This is a genomic window from Mesobacillus campisalis, assembly GCF_000986785.1.
Classification (GTDB): Bacteria; Bacillota; Bacilli; order Bacillales; family Cytobacillaceae; genus Mesobacillus_B; species Mesobacillus_B campisalis.
Window position 1 is genome coordinate 142,370 of record NZ_LAYY01000013.1, and the last position, 14,289, is coordinate 156,658.

9 protein-coding genes and 1 rRNA gene are annotated in these 14,289 nt (G+C 47.1%); 8 read left to right on the forward strand and 2 right to left on the reverse strand.

The features are described from left to right. Window positions 1-22: 22 nt before the first annotated feature. The 5 genes from WQ57_RS13240 to WQ57_RS13260 all read left to right on the forward strand — a co-directional run bounded on the left by WQ57_RS13240 (window position 23) and on the right by WQ57_RS13260 (window position 5,515). Entirely contained in the window at window positions 23-1,288 is a 1,266-nt protein-coding gene (locus WQ57_RS13240) for a peptidase (protein ID WP_046524250.1), read from the forward strand. After that, complete coding sequence (gene ablB / locus WQ57_RS13245) at window positions 1,285-2,133, forward strand: putative beta-lysine N-acetyltransferase (RefSeq protein ID WP_241481535.1); 849 nt, start codon at window positions 1,285-1,287, stop codon at window positions 2,131-2,133. Before WQ57_RS13240 ends, ablB begins: the two co-directional genes overlap by 4 nt. A gap of 121 nt (window positions 2,134-2,254) precedes the next feature. Next, window positions 2,255-3,631, forward strand: a complete 1,377-nt coding sequence (locus WQ57_RS13250; RefSeq protein ID WP_046524252.1) for a sigma-54 interaction domain-containing protein — start codon at window positions 2,255-2,257, stop codon at window positions 3,629-3,631. Window positions 3,632-3,791: 160 nt separating this feature from the next. Then, window positions 3,792-5,216, forward strand: a complete 1,425-nt coding sequence (gene kamA, locus WQ57_RS13255; protein WP_046524253.1) for a lysine 2,3-aminomutase — start codon at window positions 3,792-3,794, stop codon at window positions 5,214-5,216. 23 nt (window positions 5,217-5,239) lie between these two features. After that, window positions 5,240-5,515: a YokU family protein gene (locus WQ57_RS13260; RefSeq protein WP_046524270.1), complete on the forward strand. Its 276-nt coding sequence runs from the start codon at window positions 5,240-5,242 to the stop codon at window positions 5,513-5,515. Window positions 5,516-5,563: 48 nt separating this feature from the next. Here WQ57_RS13260 and WQ57_RS13265 read toward each other — a convergent pair whose 3' ends face one another. Both WQ57_RS13265 and gltC read right to left on the reverse strand, forming a co-directional pair. Continuing rightward, the gene (locus WQ57_RS13265) at window positions 5,564-6,151 is read right to left on the reverse strand and encodes a hypothetical protein (RefSeq protein ID WP_046524271.1); all 588 of its coding nucleotides are present in this window, start codon (window positions 6,149-6,151) and stop codon (window positions 5,564-5,566) included. A gap of 103 nt (window positions 6,152-6,254) precedes the next feature. Then, window positions 6,255-7,157 carry a glutamate biosynthesis transcriptional regulator GltC gene (gene gltC, locus WQ57_RS13270; protein WP_046524254.1) on the reverse strand — a complete coding sequence of 301 codons (903 nt, stop codon included), beginning with the start codon at window positions 7,155-7,157 and terminating at the stop codon, window positions 6,255-6,257. Window positions 7,158-7,289: 132 nt separating this feature from the next. On the opposite strand from gltC, the gene gltB reads away from it, so the two are divergent. The 3 genes from gltB to WQ57_RS13285 all read left to right on the forward strand — a co-directional run. Further along, window positions 7,290-11,846 (forward strand): glutamate synthase large subunit, encoded by a 4,557-nt coding sequence (gltB, locus tag WQ57_RS13275; protein ID WP_046524255.1) that lies wholly within the window; start codon window positions 7,290-7,292, stop codon window positions 11,844-11,846. 13 nt (window positions 11,847-11,859) lie between these two features. Then, window positions 11,860-13,341, forward strand: coding sequence for a glutamate synthase small subunit (gene gltD, locus WQ57_RS13280; protein WP_046524256.1), 1,482 nt, complete (start codon window positions 11,860-11,862; stop codon window positions 13,339-13,341). A gap of 363 nt (window positions 13,342-13,704) precedes the next feature. Beyond that, a 16S ribosomal RNA gene (locus WQ57_RS13285) occupies window positions 13,705-14,289 on the forward strand; the annotation flags it as partial.

A 14,289-nucleotide genomic window follows, 5' to 3' on the forward strand; every position in this document is an offset into this window, starting at 1 on the left:
GAGAGAAAAGGGGGCAATCCAGTTGGAGGAGGCACAAAAGAAAGTAAGAGACTACATCCGTAAAAACGAGGACAGAGCGGCCTGTTATTTGCAAAGGCTTGTTCAGGAAGACAGTACCAGAGGGCAGGAAAGCAGTGCGCAGGCAGTCATCATTGAAAAGTGCCGTGAACTTGGGCTGATAATGGATATTTGGGAAATCGGCGGAGAAACACTGAAAAATCATCCTGCTTTTTGTTCAGACAGAAAGGTTTTTATTGGAAACCCTAATGCAGTTGGCACCCTAAAGGGGCGCGGAGGGGGCCGCTCCCTGATTCTTAACGGCCATATCGATGTGGTTCCGGTCGGAGAAGTAAGTGCGTGGGACCAGGACCCATTCAGCGGCCATATTGAAAACGGAAGGCTGTTCGGCAGGGGATCTACCGATATGAAAGGCGGCACTGTATCGCTCCTTTTGGCTCTTGAAGCCATTGTAAACAGCGGCATAACTCTGAAGGGGAATGTAATTTTCCAAAGTGTGATCGAAGAGGAGAGCGGCGGAGCCGGAACATTGGCCGCAGTCCTCCGGGGGTATACGGCGGATGGAGCGATTATTCCCGAACCGACAAACATGAAGTTTTTCCCTAAGCAGCAAGGTTCAATGTGGTTCAGAATCACTGTAAAAGGAAAGCAGGCACATGGTGGGACTAGGTATGAAGGGGTAAGCGCCATTGAAAAGGCCGAACTTATCCTGAAAGGCTTAAGAGAGTTGGAGGCAAAACGGAACTCCCGCATCACTGATCCCCTTTTCGCCGCCATTCCAATTCCTATTCCCATCAATGTAGGCAAAATTAGCAGCGGGTCATGGCCATCGTCTGTTCCAGATTCGGCCATAATAGAAGGCAGAATGGGGGTTGCGCCAGATGAAACCATGGAAAATGCAAAGGAAGAAATGGCTGAAGCCTTAAGGGAAATAGCGGCTTCGGACCCATGGCTCCGTAATCACCAGCCCGAAACAGAGTGGTTTGGTGCAAGCTGGCTGCCGGGCAACCTTGAGATTGACCATGAGCTTGTGGGAGTTCTGGGGAAAGCCTTTGAAAAAATCAAGGGGTGCAGTCCTGTCATTGAAGCTTCTCCCTGGGCCACTGACGGAGGGATTCTGAATAAAATCGGGGGAGTGCCTGTAGTCGTTTTCGGTCCCGGGGTTACAAAGATGGCCCATGATGCCAATGAATATATAAATTTAAAGGATGTATATGAAGCAGCAGAGGTTATCGCGCTAGCCATCCTTGAATGGTGCGGAACAGCATGATGGAGGTAATCAAGGACGAACATTGCAGCCTTACCGTTTTTCATGATCATTTTAACCGCAGGGTCAGGATAGATGATTATCGTGGAAACATTCAAAGTGTAATCGAGTATGGTCTAAGGATAGCCAGACAGCATAAAGCAGAAAAGCTGATCTTTAAAGTCCGCAGGGAGCATGCAAGTGCCTTTTTGGAAAACGGCTTCCTTCTAGAAGGCAAAATTGAAGGCTATTTCCTGGGTTCAGACTGCCTGTTTTTCTCCAGGTTTCTCACTCCTGGGCGTAAGACATCAAGCAGCTGGGTGGAAGAGGATGAAATGATCGACAAGGTAGCCATCCTTAAAAGGAACGTGAAAGCGGCCATCCCGCCAGTTGACTACCAATTAAAAAAACTTGGCGGCCAGGACTCTGTCCAACTGGCAGCCCTCTATGATAAGGTCTTTTCCATCTATCCTACCCCTATGAATGACCCTGAATATATCAAAAAAACAATCCAGGAAGGCACCATTTACTTTGGATTTGATTATAAGGGCGAGATTGTGAGTGCCTCTTCGGCTGAAATAAACTCTTTTTATCAAAATGCTGAATTAACTGATTGTGCTACCTTGAAGGAACACCGGCAATATGGGTTAATGAAGCTGCTTCTGCTTCAGCTGGAAAAAGAGCTGAAGGACATGGGCATATTTTGTTCGTATTCACTGGCCCGTGCGCTTTCATTTGGAATGAATGCTGCCTTGCATCAATTAGGCTACTCGTACCGCGGCAGGCTGGCCAATAACTGTCTGATATTCGATAAGATGGAAGATATGAATATATGGTGCAGGAATTTGGCAGAAGATACAGAGGAATAACAAGAGGCACCTTTCTGGATGCAGGAAGGTGCTTTTATTATGAAAAGGGAGTGCCGAATTTTCGGCAATCAGGTGATGGTTTTTCGGCGTTCTCATATACATAGTAAGGGAGGGTGATAAGATGAATATGATTGCCAACATGACGGAAGAATTTATGGGCGCCATCCTTGGAAGTATTGATGAAGCGATACACGCTGTGAATACCCAGGGAAACACCATTTATTACAATGGAGTGGCAGCTAAGCATGACGGACTTGAAATAGAAGAGGTAATAGGCAAGCATTTATTGGATATCTATCCTTCTCTTAATGAAAAAACGAGCACGCTCCTTCATGTGATGAAAACAGAAAAACCCCTTTATAATAAAACCCAGTCTTTTTTGAATTTGCATGGAAAAAGGATTGAAACGGTTAACACCACCCTTCCGATTGTTGTAAATGGAAAAGTGGCCGGCGCTGTGGAGATAGCCAAGGATTATTCAAGACTTAAAGAGCTTGCCGAGAGGCTGGTTGATATCCACGGAAGCATCAAGCCAAATGCTTTGAAAAGGGTCCGGCAATCTGCCAAATACACTTTTGCCGACCTTCTGACGAAAAATTCCAAGTTCGCACAATTAAAAGCGCGAGCTGAAAAGCTTGCGAAATCACAGTCACCCATTTTTGTATTTGGTGAAAGCGGTACGGGAAAGGAATTGTTCGTCCATGCCATCCATCATGCTTCCAAGCGAAATAATGGCCCGCTAATTGCCCAAAATTGTGCAGCTATCCCGGAAAGTCTCCTTGAAAGCATTCTGTTTGGAACCTCAAAAGGCAGCTATACTGGGGCAGTGGACCGGCCGGGGCTGTTTGAGCTGGCTGATGGCGGAACATTGTTTTTGGATGAACTTCATGCCATGCCAATTGAATTGCAGGCAAAGCTGTTAAGGGTTCTTGAAGATGGGGCAGTCAGGAGGGTTGGCAGTGTAAATGTGACCAATGTCGATGTACGGGTCATTTCGGCGATGAATGTCCATCCGGTGACAGCGCTGGAGAAAAGGCAGCTTCGCGAAGACCTTTTCTACCGGCTTAATGTCCTTACCTTCGAATTGATGCCTTTGAGGGAGCGCAGGGAAGATGTCCTTTTTCTGGCGGAAACTTTCATCGACCATTTTAATAACCTGCTGGGGAAACAGATTGCAGGGATTGAAACCACAGCAGCCGAACTTCTGTCGGCCCATAGCTGGCCAGGCAATGTCCGCGAGCTCAAGCATGCCATCGAATACATGATGAATGTGTGCGAGGAGAGGATGCTTTCCACTGCGGATTTTCCGGCCATGATCTCAAAGGGTCATCCCCTAAAGGATTGCAGCCAGCCTAGCCTAAGCTTAAAGGATAAGCTAAGGAAGTACGAAGGACAATTAATTGAAGCTGCCATGTCAGAGTCGCAGGGAAATATACAAAAGGCAGCCAGCATTCTTGGGATTCCCCGGCAAACCTTGCAGTATAAATTACGGAAATAATAAACAGCCTGCTGGGTTTCCGGCAGGCTGTTCGCTGTGTTGACACTTCATGACTCCGAAACGGCAGCTGATAAGGGCTGTGGAAATGCTATCCCCCGGTTACACAATTGGCACGCAACTTGCATATTTAGTATGTAAAAGGTTCTTAGGGGGTACTTGCATGAAGCCGTTTTTATATAAACCAGACCGCCACTGGAAGGAGATTGAATTATGGAAGAATGTTACCGAAGAGCAGTGGAATGACTGGCTCTGGCAGCTGACGAACACCATCAGGACACTGGATGACCTGAAAAAGGTAATTAACCTGACACCGGACGAGGAAGAGGGCGTCCGGATTTCCACAAAAACCATTCCGCTTAATATCACACCTTATTATGCATCGCTCATGAATCCTGATGACCCAAGATGTCCGATACGCATGCAGTCCGTGCCAATCGGAAGAGAAATTCATAAAACAAAATATGACCTGGAAGATCCCCTCCATGAGGATGAGGATTCCCCAGTTCCAGGGCTGACCCACCGTTATCCCGACCGTGTTTTGTTCCTGGTGACCAATCAGTGTTCCATGTATTGCCGATATTGCACCAGGAGGAGATTTTCAGGGCAGATTGGCATGGGAGTCCCTAAGAAGCAGCTGGATGCCGCGATAAATTATATCCGCAGCACGGAGGAAGTCAGGGATGTGCTTATTTCTGGCGGTGATGGTTTATTAATCAATGATACCATCCTGGAATATATTCTAAAGAATCTCAGGGAGATTGACCATGTTGAAATCATCCGGATTGGCACAAGGGCGCCAGTTGTTTTTCCGCAAAGAATAACTGAAAATCTTTGCAGCATCCTGAAAAAATATCATCCTGTCTGGCTGAATACCCATTTTAATACTTCCATAGAAATCACGGAAGAATCAAAAAAAGCCTGTGAAATGCTGGCGAATGCAGGAGTGCCGGTGGGGAACCAGTCCGTCATTCTCGCTGGCATTAACGACAGCGTACCGATCATGAAAAAACTGATGCATGATCTGGTCAAAATCCGGGTCCGACCCTATTATATTTATCAATGTGATTTGTCGGAGGGAATTGGCCATTTTCGGGCCCCAGTTTCCAAAGGACTGGAAATCATTGAAGGGCTTCGGGGGCATACAAGCGGATATGCTGTTCCAACCTTTGTCGTTGATGCACCTGGCGGGGGAGGGAAAATTGCCCTTCAGCCCAATTACTTGATCTCCCAGAGCCCGGAAAAAGTGGTTCTCCGCAATTTTGAAGGGGTCATCACTTCTTATCCGGAACCTGAAAATTATCAAGCCGGCCAGGCTGAGGAGTATTTCAAGCAGGTCTACCCTGATTATGAAAAGAAAAAATCGAACGCAGGCATCGCTGCGGTCATGAATGACAGCAAGTTCAATCTCATTCCGGAAGATTTGCAGAGGCTGGACCGCCGCCAAAAATATGTTTCCGACCCGAGCCATTCAAGCCTGAAGGATAAACGTGACAAACGGGATTTATTAAAGGAGAAAAAATATCAAGCGGAACAGAAAAAAGCGTCGGCAAACCAGAATGATGGTCAAGGAGAAACGAAATCTTGATGATGGGGGGATTGGTTATGGCATTGAAATGTGACTGGTGCGGGTACGAAGCAACCGAGGAACAAGGGGATGTCTATTGGGAGCTGCCCGATGGCACAAGGGCCATCGAGATTACCTCAACACCTGGGATAGTATGCAAAGGCTGCCATATGGCTTATCAAACAGATGAAGTGACAAAAGCGATTGAAGACCAGCTGTTTTTGATTGATACAAAAGAGCTGCCCAAATCAATTACCTATAAGGAACTGATGGAAAGGCCGCGGCTGCTGAAAAGGAATTACTTTGACTTTACTTCATAAGAGATTAAGGGAGGAACCGTTATATAAAGGTTGCCTCCCTTTCCTAATTTAGATGTTTTGGCCCTTGCCAAGAGTGATCGTGGCAAATGGAGCAGTATCCTGTCCTTTTTCAATGATTACAGTGAAAGCTCCCGGTTCATCCTGTGCGAAGCTTTCGTCGCTAACAGTATTTTTGAGTGTTTCGCTTTTATATTGAATGATTTCCTGCTGGCTATTCTGGTCGTTTGTTGTCCTGTCGATTTCTTCTGCATCTGTTGGTATCCGCTCTTCGATGTAAGCAAGGATTTCTTCCTCAGTCTGAGGCCCTTCGGGATTGGACCCAAAATGCAGCTCAATATTTACTGCCCTGTGGTTTTCAAATGTGACAACCATGAAGTCGTCCAGGTAATTGGCGATTTCTTCATCGCCCTCCGGCTCTCCGTATTCCTCGTTGAAGACCTCTCGTGTATCACCCAAACCGGCGGTTTCGGTAATTTGGACATCTTCTTCAGGAGGAGCTTCTGTTTCCGCTCTTTGCTCTTCCCTTGAAGGATTCGTAACATCCTCTTCCTTAACAATTTGCTCTTCATTTGAGTTGCAGCCTGAGAGAAATAGGAAAGCGGCTGCCAGCAGGGGAAATAACCGCAGTTTTTTCACTTCTACCACCCTTTCTCATTTTACTGATCTATTGTAAATTTACCCTCCTGTGCGAAGAATAATCTATCAGGATACCAAGAAAGGAATATTGCTGCTGACATTCTCATTTATACTGTTCAAGGACACTAAAGAAGTCCTTGGCAAATGTGAAAAATATTTTTTCAGAAGGCGCGACCTCCCGGTTTTGGGGAACAATAATGCCCACTGTACGTTTGACATCCGGCTCTAAGATTGGTATTTTCACCGTTAACCTGGGAATGGAATCTAACAGCGTGCTGTCGGGAAGGAGAGTGATTCCAATGCCTGCGGAAACCAGTCCTTTCAATGCGTCCATGTCCTCACCTTCAGAGGCGATGTTTGGGCGGAAACCTGCCTGCTGGCAGGCTTCCACTACGATTTGCTGCAGGATGTATCCCCGGGGGAACAGCACAAAGTCGTCTTCCCTCAAGTCCGTCAGGGACAAACGATTCCTGTCTGCATATTTATGGTTTTTCGGCAAAAGAGCAGAAAACCGTTCTGTAAAAAGGATATGCCCCTCAATTTCAGGGTCTCTGGTTGGGACCGGTCCAAGAAAGGCCAAGTCCAAATCCCCATTTTTTACCGCCTCTATCAGGTCGGCATAAGAGCCCTGGCGTAAATGGAAAGTGATGTTGGTGTGTTTTTCCCTGAATGCCGAGATGATTGTTGGCAGGAAGTGCCCGGCAAGGCTTGTCGGGTAGCCCACCTTGATGGTGCCAGCTTCGGGGTTGAGGTATTCATCAACCTTTTCCTTAGCATAATCAAGTGTCCTCAGTGCTTTTTTTGTATGAATCAGAAAAACTTTTCCTATCTGCGTCAGCTTTACATTTCTTCCAACCCGTTCAAATAGCGCTACTCCCAATTCAGCCTCCAGCTTTGCAATCTGGAGGCTGACTGCAGACTGAGCGACATGCAAGTGGTGAGCTGCTTCTGTCATATGCTCTCGCTCCGCTACTTCCATAAAATATTGCAACTGTCTAAGCTCCATTCTTGTCACCCCATTCATTCATATCATTTACAGATTAATTCTATTTAAATTATATATTGTTTTGTATAAATAGAAAAACTTAAAATATGAAGCAGAGGAAAAGTATTAAGAAAATATGCGGGGGAGATAACAATGACCTTTAATCAAATACCGAAAGCGCAAGGTCTCTACCGCCCTGAATTTGAGCATGATGCTTGCGGGATTGGCCTGTATGCTCATATTAAAGGGAAGGCCACACATGATATTGTGAAAAAAGGGCTTCAAATGCTCTGCCAGCTGGACCATCGCGGCGGACAAGGAAGTGACCCGCTCACAGGGGATGGAGCAGGCATGATGGTTCAGATTCCCGATGGTTTTTTCAGAAAGGAACATCCGGAAATCATTCTTCCTGAAAAGGGCCGGTATGGAGTGGGAATGCTGTTTATTTCAGATAACGAGATTGAGCGAAAAGAAATTGAATTATATATCGAGACTCTCATAGAAAAAGAAGGTCAAGTGCTATTAGGCTGGCGAACCGTGCCTGTAGATGCCCGGAGCCTTGGGGAAGCAGCTAAAAAGACTGTTCCTGTCATCCGCCAGGTATTTATCGGTGCAAGCGCTGAAGTTCACGACGAACTTTCCTTCGAAAGGAAATTATACGTAATTAGAAAACAGTCGGAGCTTTGGGCTGGGCAGCATAAAAAGGCTTTTTATTTTGCCAGTCTGTCCAGCAGAACAATCGTTTATAAAGGACTGTTGACCCCGGAACAGGTGGATTCCTTTTATTTGGATCTTCAGGACCAGAATTTTATATCTGCATTTTCATTGGTGCATTCGCGGTTCAGTACCAACACCTTTCCAAGCTGGGAAAGGGCGCATCCCAACCGCTACATTATCCATAACGGAGAAATCAATACCCTGAGGGGAAATATCAACTGGATGAATGCCCGGGAGCAGCAGTTTGTTTCTGAAGCATTTGGCGACGACCTTGAGAAAGTGCTTCCTGTTTTAAATACGGACGGAAGCGATTCGTCCATATTGGACAATGCGTTTGAATTCTTTGTCCTGGCTGGCCGAAAACCTGCCCATGCTGCGATGATGCTGGTTCCTGAGCCATGGTCGGACAATCCTTATCTCTCCAAGGACAAAAGGGCGTTCTACGAATACCACAGTACCTTGATGGAGCCCTGGGATGGCCCTACAGCCATTTCCTTTACGGATGGAAAGCAGATTGGTGCGATCCTCGACAGGAACGGGCTGCGTCCAGCACGCTATTATGTGACAAAAGATGATTACATTATTTTTTCATCAGAGGTAGGGGTAATAGACGTTGCGCCGGAAATGGTTTTATATAAAGAGCGCCTTAGTCCAGGTAAAATGCTGCTGGTCGACCTGGAACAAGGACGCATCATTTCCGATGAAGAAATCAAGGCGGAATTGGCCGCAGAGAAACCATACCAAAAATGGCTGTACGAACAGCTGGTCAGGCTGAAGGATTTGAAAGTGAGTTTCCAAGAAGAGGGTTTCAATGACCTCATTGTCCGCCAAAAAGCCTTTGGCTATACGTATGAAGATGTCAATAAATATTTAATACCCTTTGTCACAGAAGGCAAGGACCCGCTTGGCTCCATGGGGAATGACAGCCCGCTGGCAGTTTTATCGGACCGGCCCCAATCACTGTTCAATTATTTTAAACAGCATTTTGCCCAGGTTACTAATCCTCCGATTGATGCCATTCGGGAACAGCTTGTTACCTCGACTGTATCCTATCTTGGTGCAGAGGGAAACCTGCTTCATCCCGGGGAAAAAAACTGCCGGCGAATCCAGATTGATTCACCGATTATCACCAATAGTCAATTGGAGCTATTAAAAGCCAACCTCCTTGATGGATTTAAAAGCAAGCTAATCCACACTTTATTTACAGAGGATTTGGAAATCGAACTGGAACGGATATTCCAAGAGGCTGAATCAGCCATTTCGAAGGGTGCCAGTCTACTCATCTTGTCAGACAAGGATATGAATGAAGAGGAAGCGGCTGTACCTGTATTATTGGCTGCAAGTGCTCTCCACCAGCATCTTGTCAGGAAAGGGCTTCGTACCAAAGCCAGCATCATAGTTGAATCCGGAGAGGTAAGGGAAGTTCACCATTTTGCTGCTTTGATTGGCTATGGTGCAGACGCTGTCAATCCATACCTGACCTTTGCTACTTACCGGGAAGCAGTGGCGGAAGGAAAAGTTCCCTTTACGTATGAAGAAGCAGTCGGGAAATACATTAAGGCTGCCACGGAAGGCGTTGTAAAAGTAATGTCCAAAATGGGTATCTCGACTATCCAAAGCTATCGGGGAGCGCAAATATTCGAAGCGGTTGGAATAAGTCCGAATGTCATGGAATCCTTTTTCAGCGGAACTTCATCAAAGCTTGGCGGTATCGGGCTCGAAACAATCGCAAGAGAGGCATTGCTCCTGCACAGGCAAGCGTTTGGACCTTCCACTGACAATGCCCTTGAGTCTGGAAGCGATTTCCAATGGAGGAAGACGGGGGAGCATCATGCGTTCAACCCAAAAACCATTCATACTCTTCAATGGGCAACGAGAAAAGGGGATTACGGTTTATTCAAACAGTTTTCAAAAGCGGCTGACGAAGAGCGAATTACCTTTCTGCGCAATTTGTTCAGTTTCGATTCGGTGAACAAATCGATCCCTATCGAGGAAGTGGAGCCGGTAGATTCGATTGTCAAACGGTTTAAAACAGGGGCTATGTCCTTTGGATCGTTAAGTAAGGAAGCGCATGAGACGCTTGCTGTTGCCATGAACCGACTTGGAGGCAGAAGCAATAGCGGGGAGGGAGGCGAAGACCCGTCCCGATTTATTGTTGATGAAAATGGGGACAGCCGAAGAAGTGCCATCAAGCAAATTGCCTCTGGCCGTTTCGGCGTGACAAGTCACTATCTGGTAAACGCAGATGAACTGCAGATCAAAATGGCACAGGGAGCCAAGCCGGGGGAAGGCGGACAGCTTCCCGGTAACAAGGTTTATCCATGGGTAGCCAATGTTCGCGGCTCTACCCCAGGTGTAGGGCTGATCTCACCTCCGCCGCACCATGATATCTATTCGATTGAGGATTTGGCCCAGCTTATCCATGATTTGAAAAATGCCAATCGCGACGCAAGGATTAGTGTGAAGCTGGTAGCCAAGACTGGTGTTGGAACGATCGCTGCCGGTGTGGCCAAGGGAGCTGCTGATGTAATAGTGATAAGCGGATATGACGGCGGAACAGGAGCGTCGCCAAAAACGAGCATTAAACATACCGGGCTTCCTTGGGAGCTTGGTCTTGCAGAAGCACACCAAACCTTGATGCTGAATGGTTTGCGTGAACGTGTTGTGCTCGAGACAGACGGCAAACTGATGACTGGAAAAGATGTTGTCATGGCAGCTCTTTTGGGTGCCGAAGAATTTGGCTTTGCAACGGCACCGCTTATCGTTCTTGGCTGCGTGATGATGAGGGCGTGCCATCTGGATACGTGCCCGGTGGGGGTTGCGACCCAGAATCCTGCCTTGCGTGAAAAGTTTACTGGTGAAGCGGACCATATCGTGAACTACATGAAGTTTGTGGCCGAAGAAGTACGTGAACTGATGGCCGAGCTAGGCTTCAGGACGGTAGAAGAGATGGTTGGGCGCACAGACGTCCTAAAGATGGGTGAACGCGCCAAAGCCCATTGGAAAGCGAAAGATCTGGATTTAACGGCTCTTTTGTTCCAGCCTGAAGGATATCGGACTTTCCGTACGCCTCAAAACCATAAAATCGGCGAATCGCTCGATATTCAGCAGATATTGCCTGCAGTCAAGCCTGCCTTGGAATTCCAAACGCAAGTGGATGCTTCCTTTACGATCAGGAATGTGAACCGGGTAGCCGGGACCATTGTTGGAAGTGAGATGACCAGGCTGTTCGGTGCAGCCGGACTTCGGGAGGATACAGTTACATTGCGCTTTACCGGTTCAGCAGGCCAAAGTTTTGGTGCCTTTATTCCCAAGGGAATGACCATGATTTTAACTGGCGATGCCAATGATTATATTGGAAAAGGACTTTCAGGCGGCAAAATCATTGTTAAGGCCCATGAACCTGACAAACTATTTACCTGTGGCAGCGTAATTGCAGGAAATGTTGCTTTTTATGGGGCGACTAGCGGGGAAGCATATGTCAGCGGGAGGGCAGGCGAAAGGTTTGCGGTCCGCAACAGTGGTGCAAGCATAGTGGTTGAAGGTATAGGTGACCATGGATGTGAATATATGACCGGCGGGCGTGTCGTCATTCTTGGAGACACTGGCAAGAATTTTGGCGCTGGCATGTCTGGGGGCATTGCGTATGTACTGGCAGACAATGAAGAGGAATTCGCTGCATTGGCCAATAGCCAAATGGTGTCCTTTGAATCGCTGACGGATCAAGGGGAAATCAACCAGGTTAAAACGTTGGTTCAGAATCACTTCAATTACACTGGGAGCTCCAAAGCAAACTATGTTCTCGAGAATTGGGAAGAAGTCTTAGGGAGATTCATAAAGGTCATTCCTAATGACTATAAACGTATGATTGAAAAAATTGAGGAACAGAAAGCAAACGGACTTACTGAAGAGGAAGCCGCATTGAAAGCATTCCAGACGAATGCCGGTCACGAGAAAAAGGCATCTGTACAGCCTGGTGCCATAGTATCGTAGGAAGGAGACGGAAATGGGAAAAGCAACTGGATTTATGGAGTACAATCGAGAAAAGCCGATAGAACGAAACCCCCACCTTCGAATCAAGGACTGGAAGGAGTATTCTGCCCCCTTCTCTGATGAAGCGCTGAGCAGGCAGGGAGCCCGGTGCATGGACTGCGGGACTCCTTTCTGCCATATGGGGATGGAGCTGAAGGGGACAACAACTGGCTGCCCAATCCACAATCTCATTCCTGAATGGAATGACCTGGTTTATCGGGGAAGGTGGAAAGAGGCGTTGGAGCGTCTTCTTAAGACAAACAATTTTCCGGAATTCACCGGCAGGGTTTGTCCTGCTCCTTGTGAGGGCTCCTGCACGCTGGCAATTTCCGATCCTTCTGTCGCCATTAAAAACATAGAGCGAACGATTATTGATAAAGGGTTTGAAAACGGTTGGATCACTCCACGTATTCCTGGGAGGAGGACTGGAAAAAAAGTCGCCATTATTGGTTCTGGTCCTGCAGGATTGGCCAGTGCCGATCAGCTAAACCAGGCTGGACACTCAGTGACTGTCTATGAACGGGCCGACCGTCCTGGCGGGCTGTTAATGTACGGCATTCCAAATATGAAACTGGAAAAGGAAATCGTGGAACGCCGGATCAGTCTTTTAACCGAGGAAGGGATTGCATTCGTTACGAATACAGAGGTTGGAAAGGATATTTCAGTTGAAGAGCTTCGCAATAAGCATGATGCTGTCATCCTGTGTACCGGGGCGCAAAAACAGCGTGACCTGCATATTGAAGGCCGGGAAGCAACGGGTGTGCATTTTGCTATGGATTATTTGGGTCAAACAACTAAAAGCCTGCTGGATTCCAACTTTGAGGATGGGAATTTTATCAATACAGCCGGAAAGGATGTCATTGTAATCGGGGGAGGAGACACGGGTGCGGACTGTGTTGCTACGGCGTTGCGCCAAAATTGCAGAAGTGTAGTACAATTTGGGAAACACCCCCAGGCTCCCGAACAGCGGACCGCCGATAATATGTGGCCGGCTTATCCAAATATTTTTACATTGGATTATGCCTACGAAGAAGCCCAGGCCAAGACTGGTACAGATCCGCGCCAATATTCCATCCAGACAAAGAAATTGGTCAAGAATGAAAATGGCGAGGTCATGGAACTTCACACTATCCAAATGGAAAGGCTAAGAGATGAGGAAGGAAGTTTCTATTTTAAAGAAATACCTGGGAGCGAAAAAATATGGCCTGCGCAGCATGTCTTTATAGCGATAGGGTTTGAAGGAACAGAACTGTCATTATTGAGGCAATTTGGTGTAGAGACAGTCCGAAATAAAGTGAAAGCTGAGTATGGTGATTTTAAAACTAATGTGGAAGGTGTATTTACAGCGGGAGACGCAAGGAGGGGCCAGAGCTTAATCGTATGGGCCATCAATGAAGGCCGGGAAGCTGCCCGGGAAGTCGATCGTTATCTGATGGGAAGCACGGTACTTTTGTAATAGGCAAATCCAATACAAACAGCTGCACTTCTTTAGTGCAGTTTTTTGTTTTGGATTGCTTACATTACAGCGATACATCTTGCTGGTTAGTTTCCTGGGCTGTATAAATTTAACATTGATTCGACCTTTACTACATGTTATTCTAATTTAGCTGCTTAGCCACCAATCAAATAAGCACTTAATGATTTATAAAAAAAGTGTTGACGATTCATTTGAAACATTATATTATATAAAAGCTGTCAGCGATGACACATTGTTCCTTGAAAACTAAACAAACAAGCGTCAACAAACAATATTATCGTGTTTCTTCTATATAATAGAGATTCACGAGCCAACGTTTTATTTTATGAGCTAATCACTCTTTTATTGGAGAGTTTGATCCTGGCTCAGGACGAACGCTGGCGGCGTGCCTAATACATGCAAGTCGAGCGGATCTTCGGGAGCTTGCTCCCGATGGTCAGCGGCGGACGGGTGAGTAACACGTGGGCAACCTGCCTGTAAGACTGGGATAACTCCGGGAAACCGGGGCTAATACCGGATAATTCATTCCCTCACATGAGGGAATGCTGAAAGACGGCTTTTGCTGTCACTTACAGATGGGCCCGCGGCGCATTAGCTAGTTGGTGAGGTAACGGCTCACCAAGGCCACGATGCGTAGCCGACCTGAGAGGGTGATCGGCCACACTGGGACTGAGACACGGCCCAGACTCCTACGGGAGGCAGCAGTAGGGAATCTTCCGCAATGGACGAAAGTCTGACGGAGCAACGCCGCGTGAGCGAAGAAGGCCTTCGGGTCGTAAAGCTCTGTTGTCAGGGAAGAACAAGTACCGGAGTAACTGCCGGTACCTTGACGGTACCTGACCAGAAAGCCACGGCTAACTACGTGCCAGCAGCCGCGGTAATACGTAGGTGGCAAGCGTTGTCCGGAATTATTGGGCGTAAAGCGCG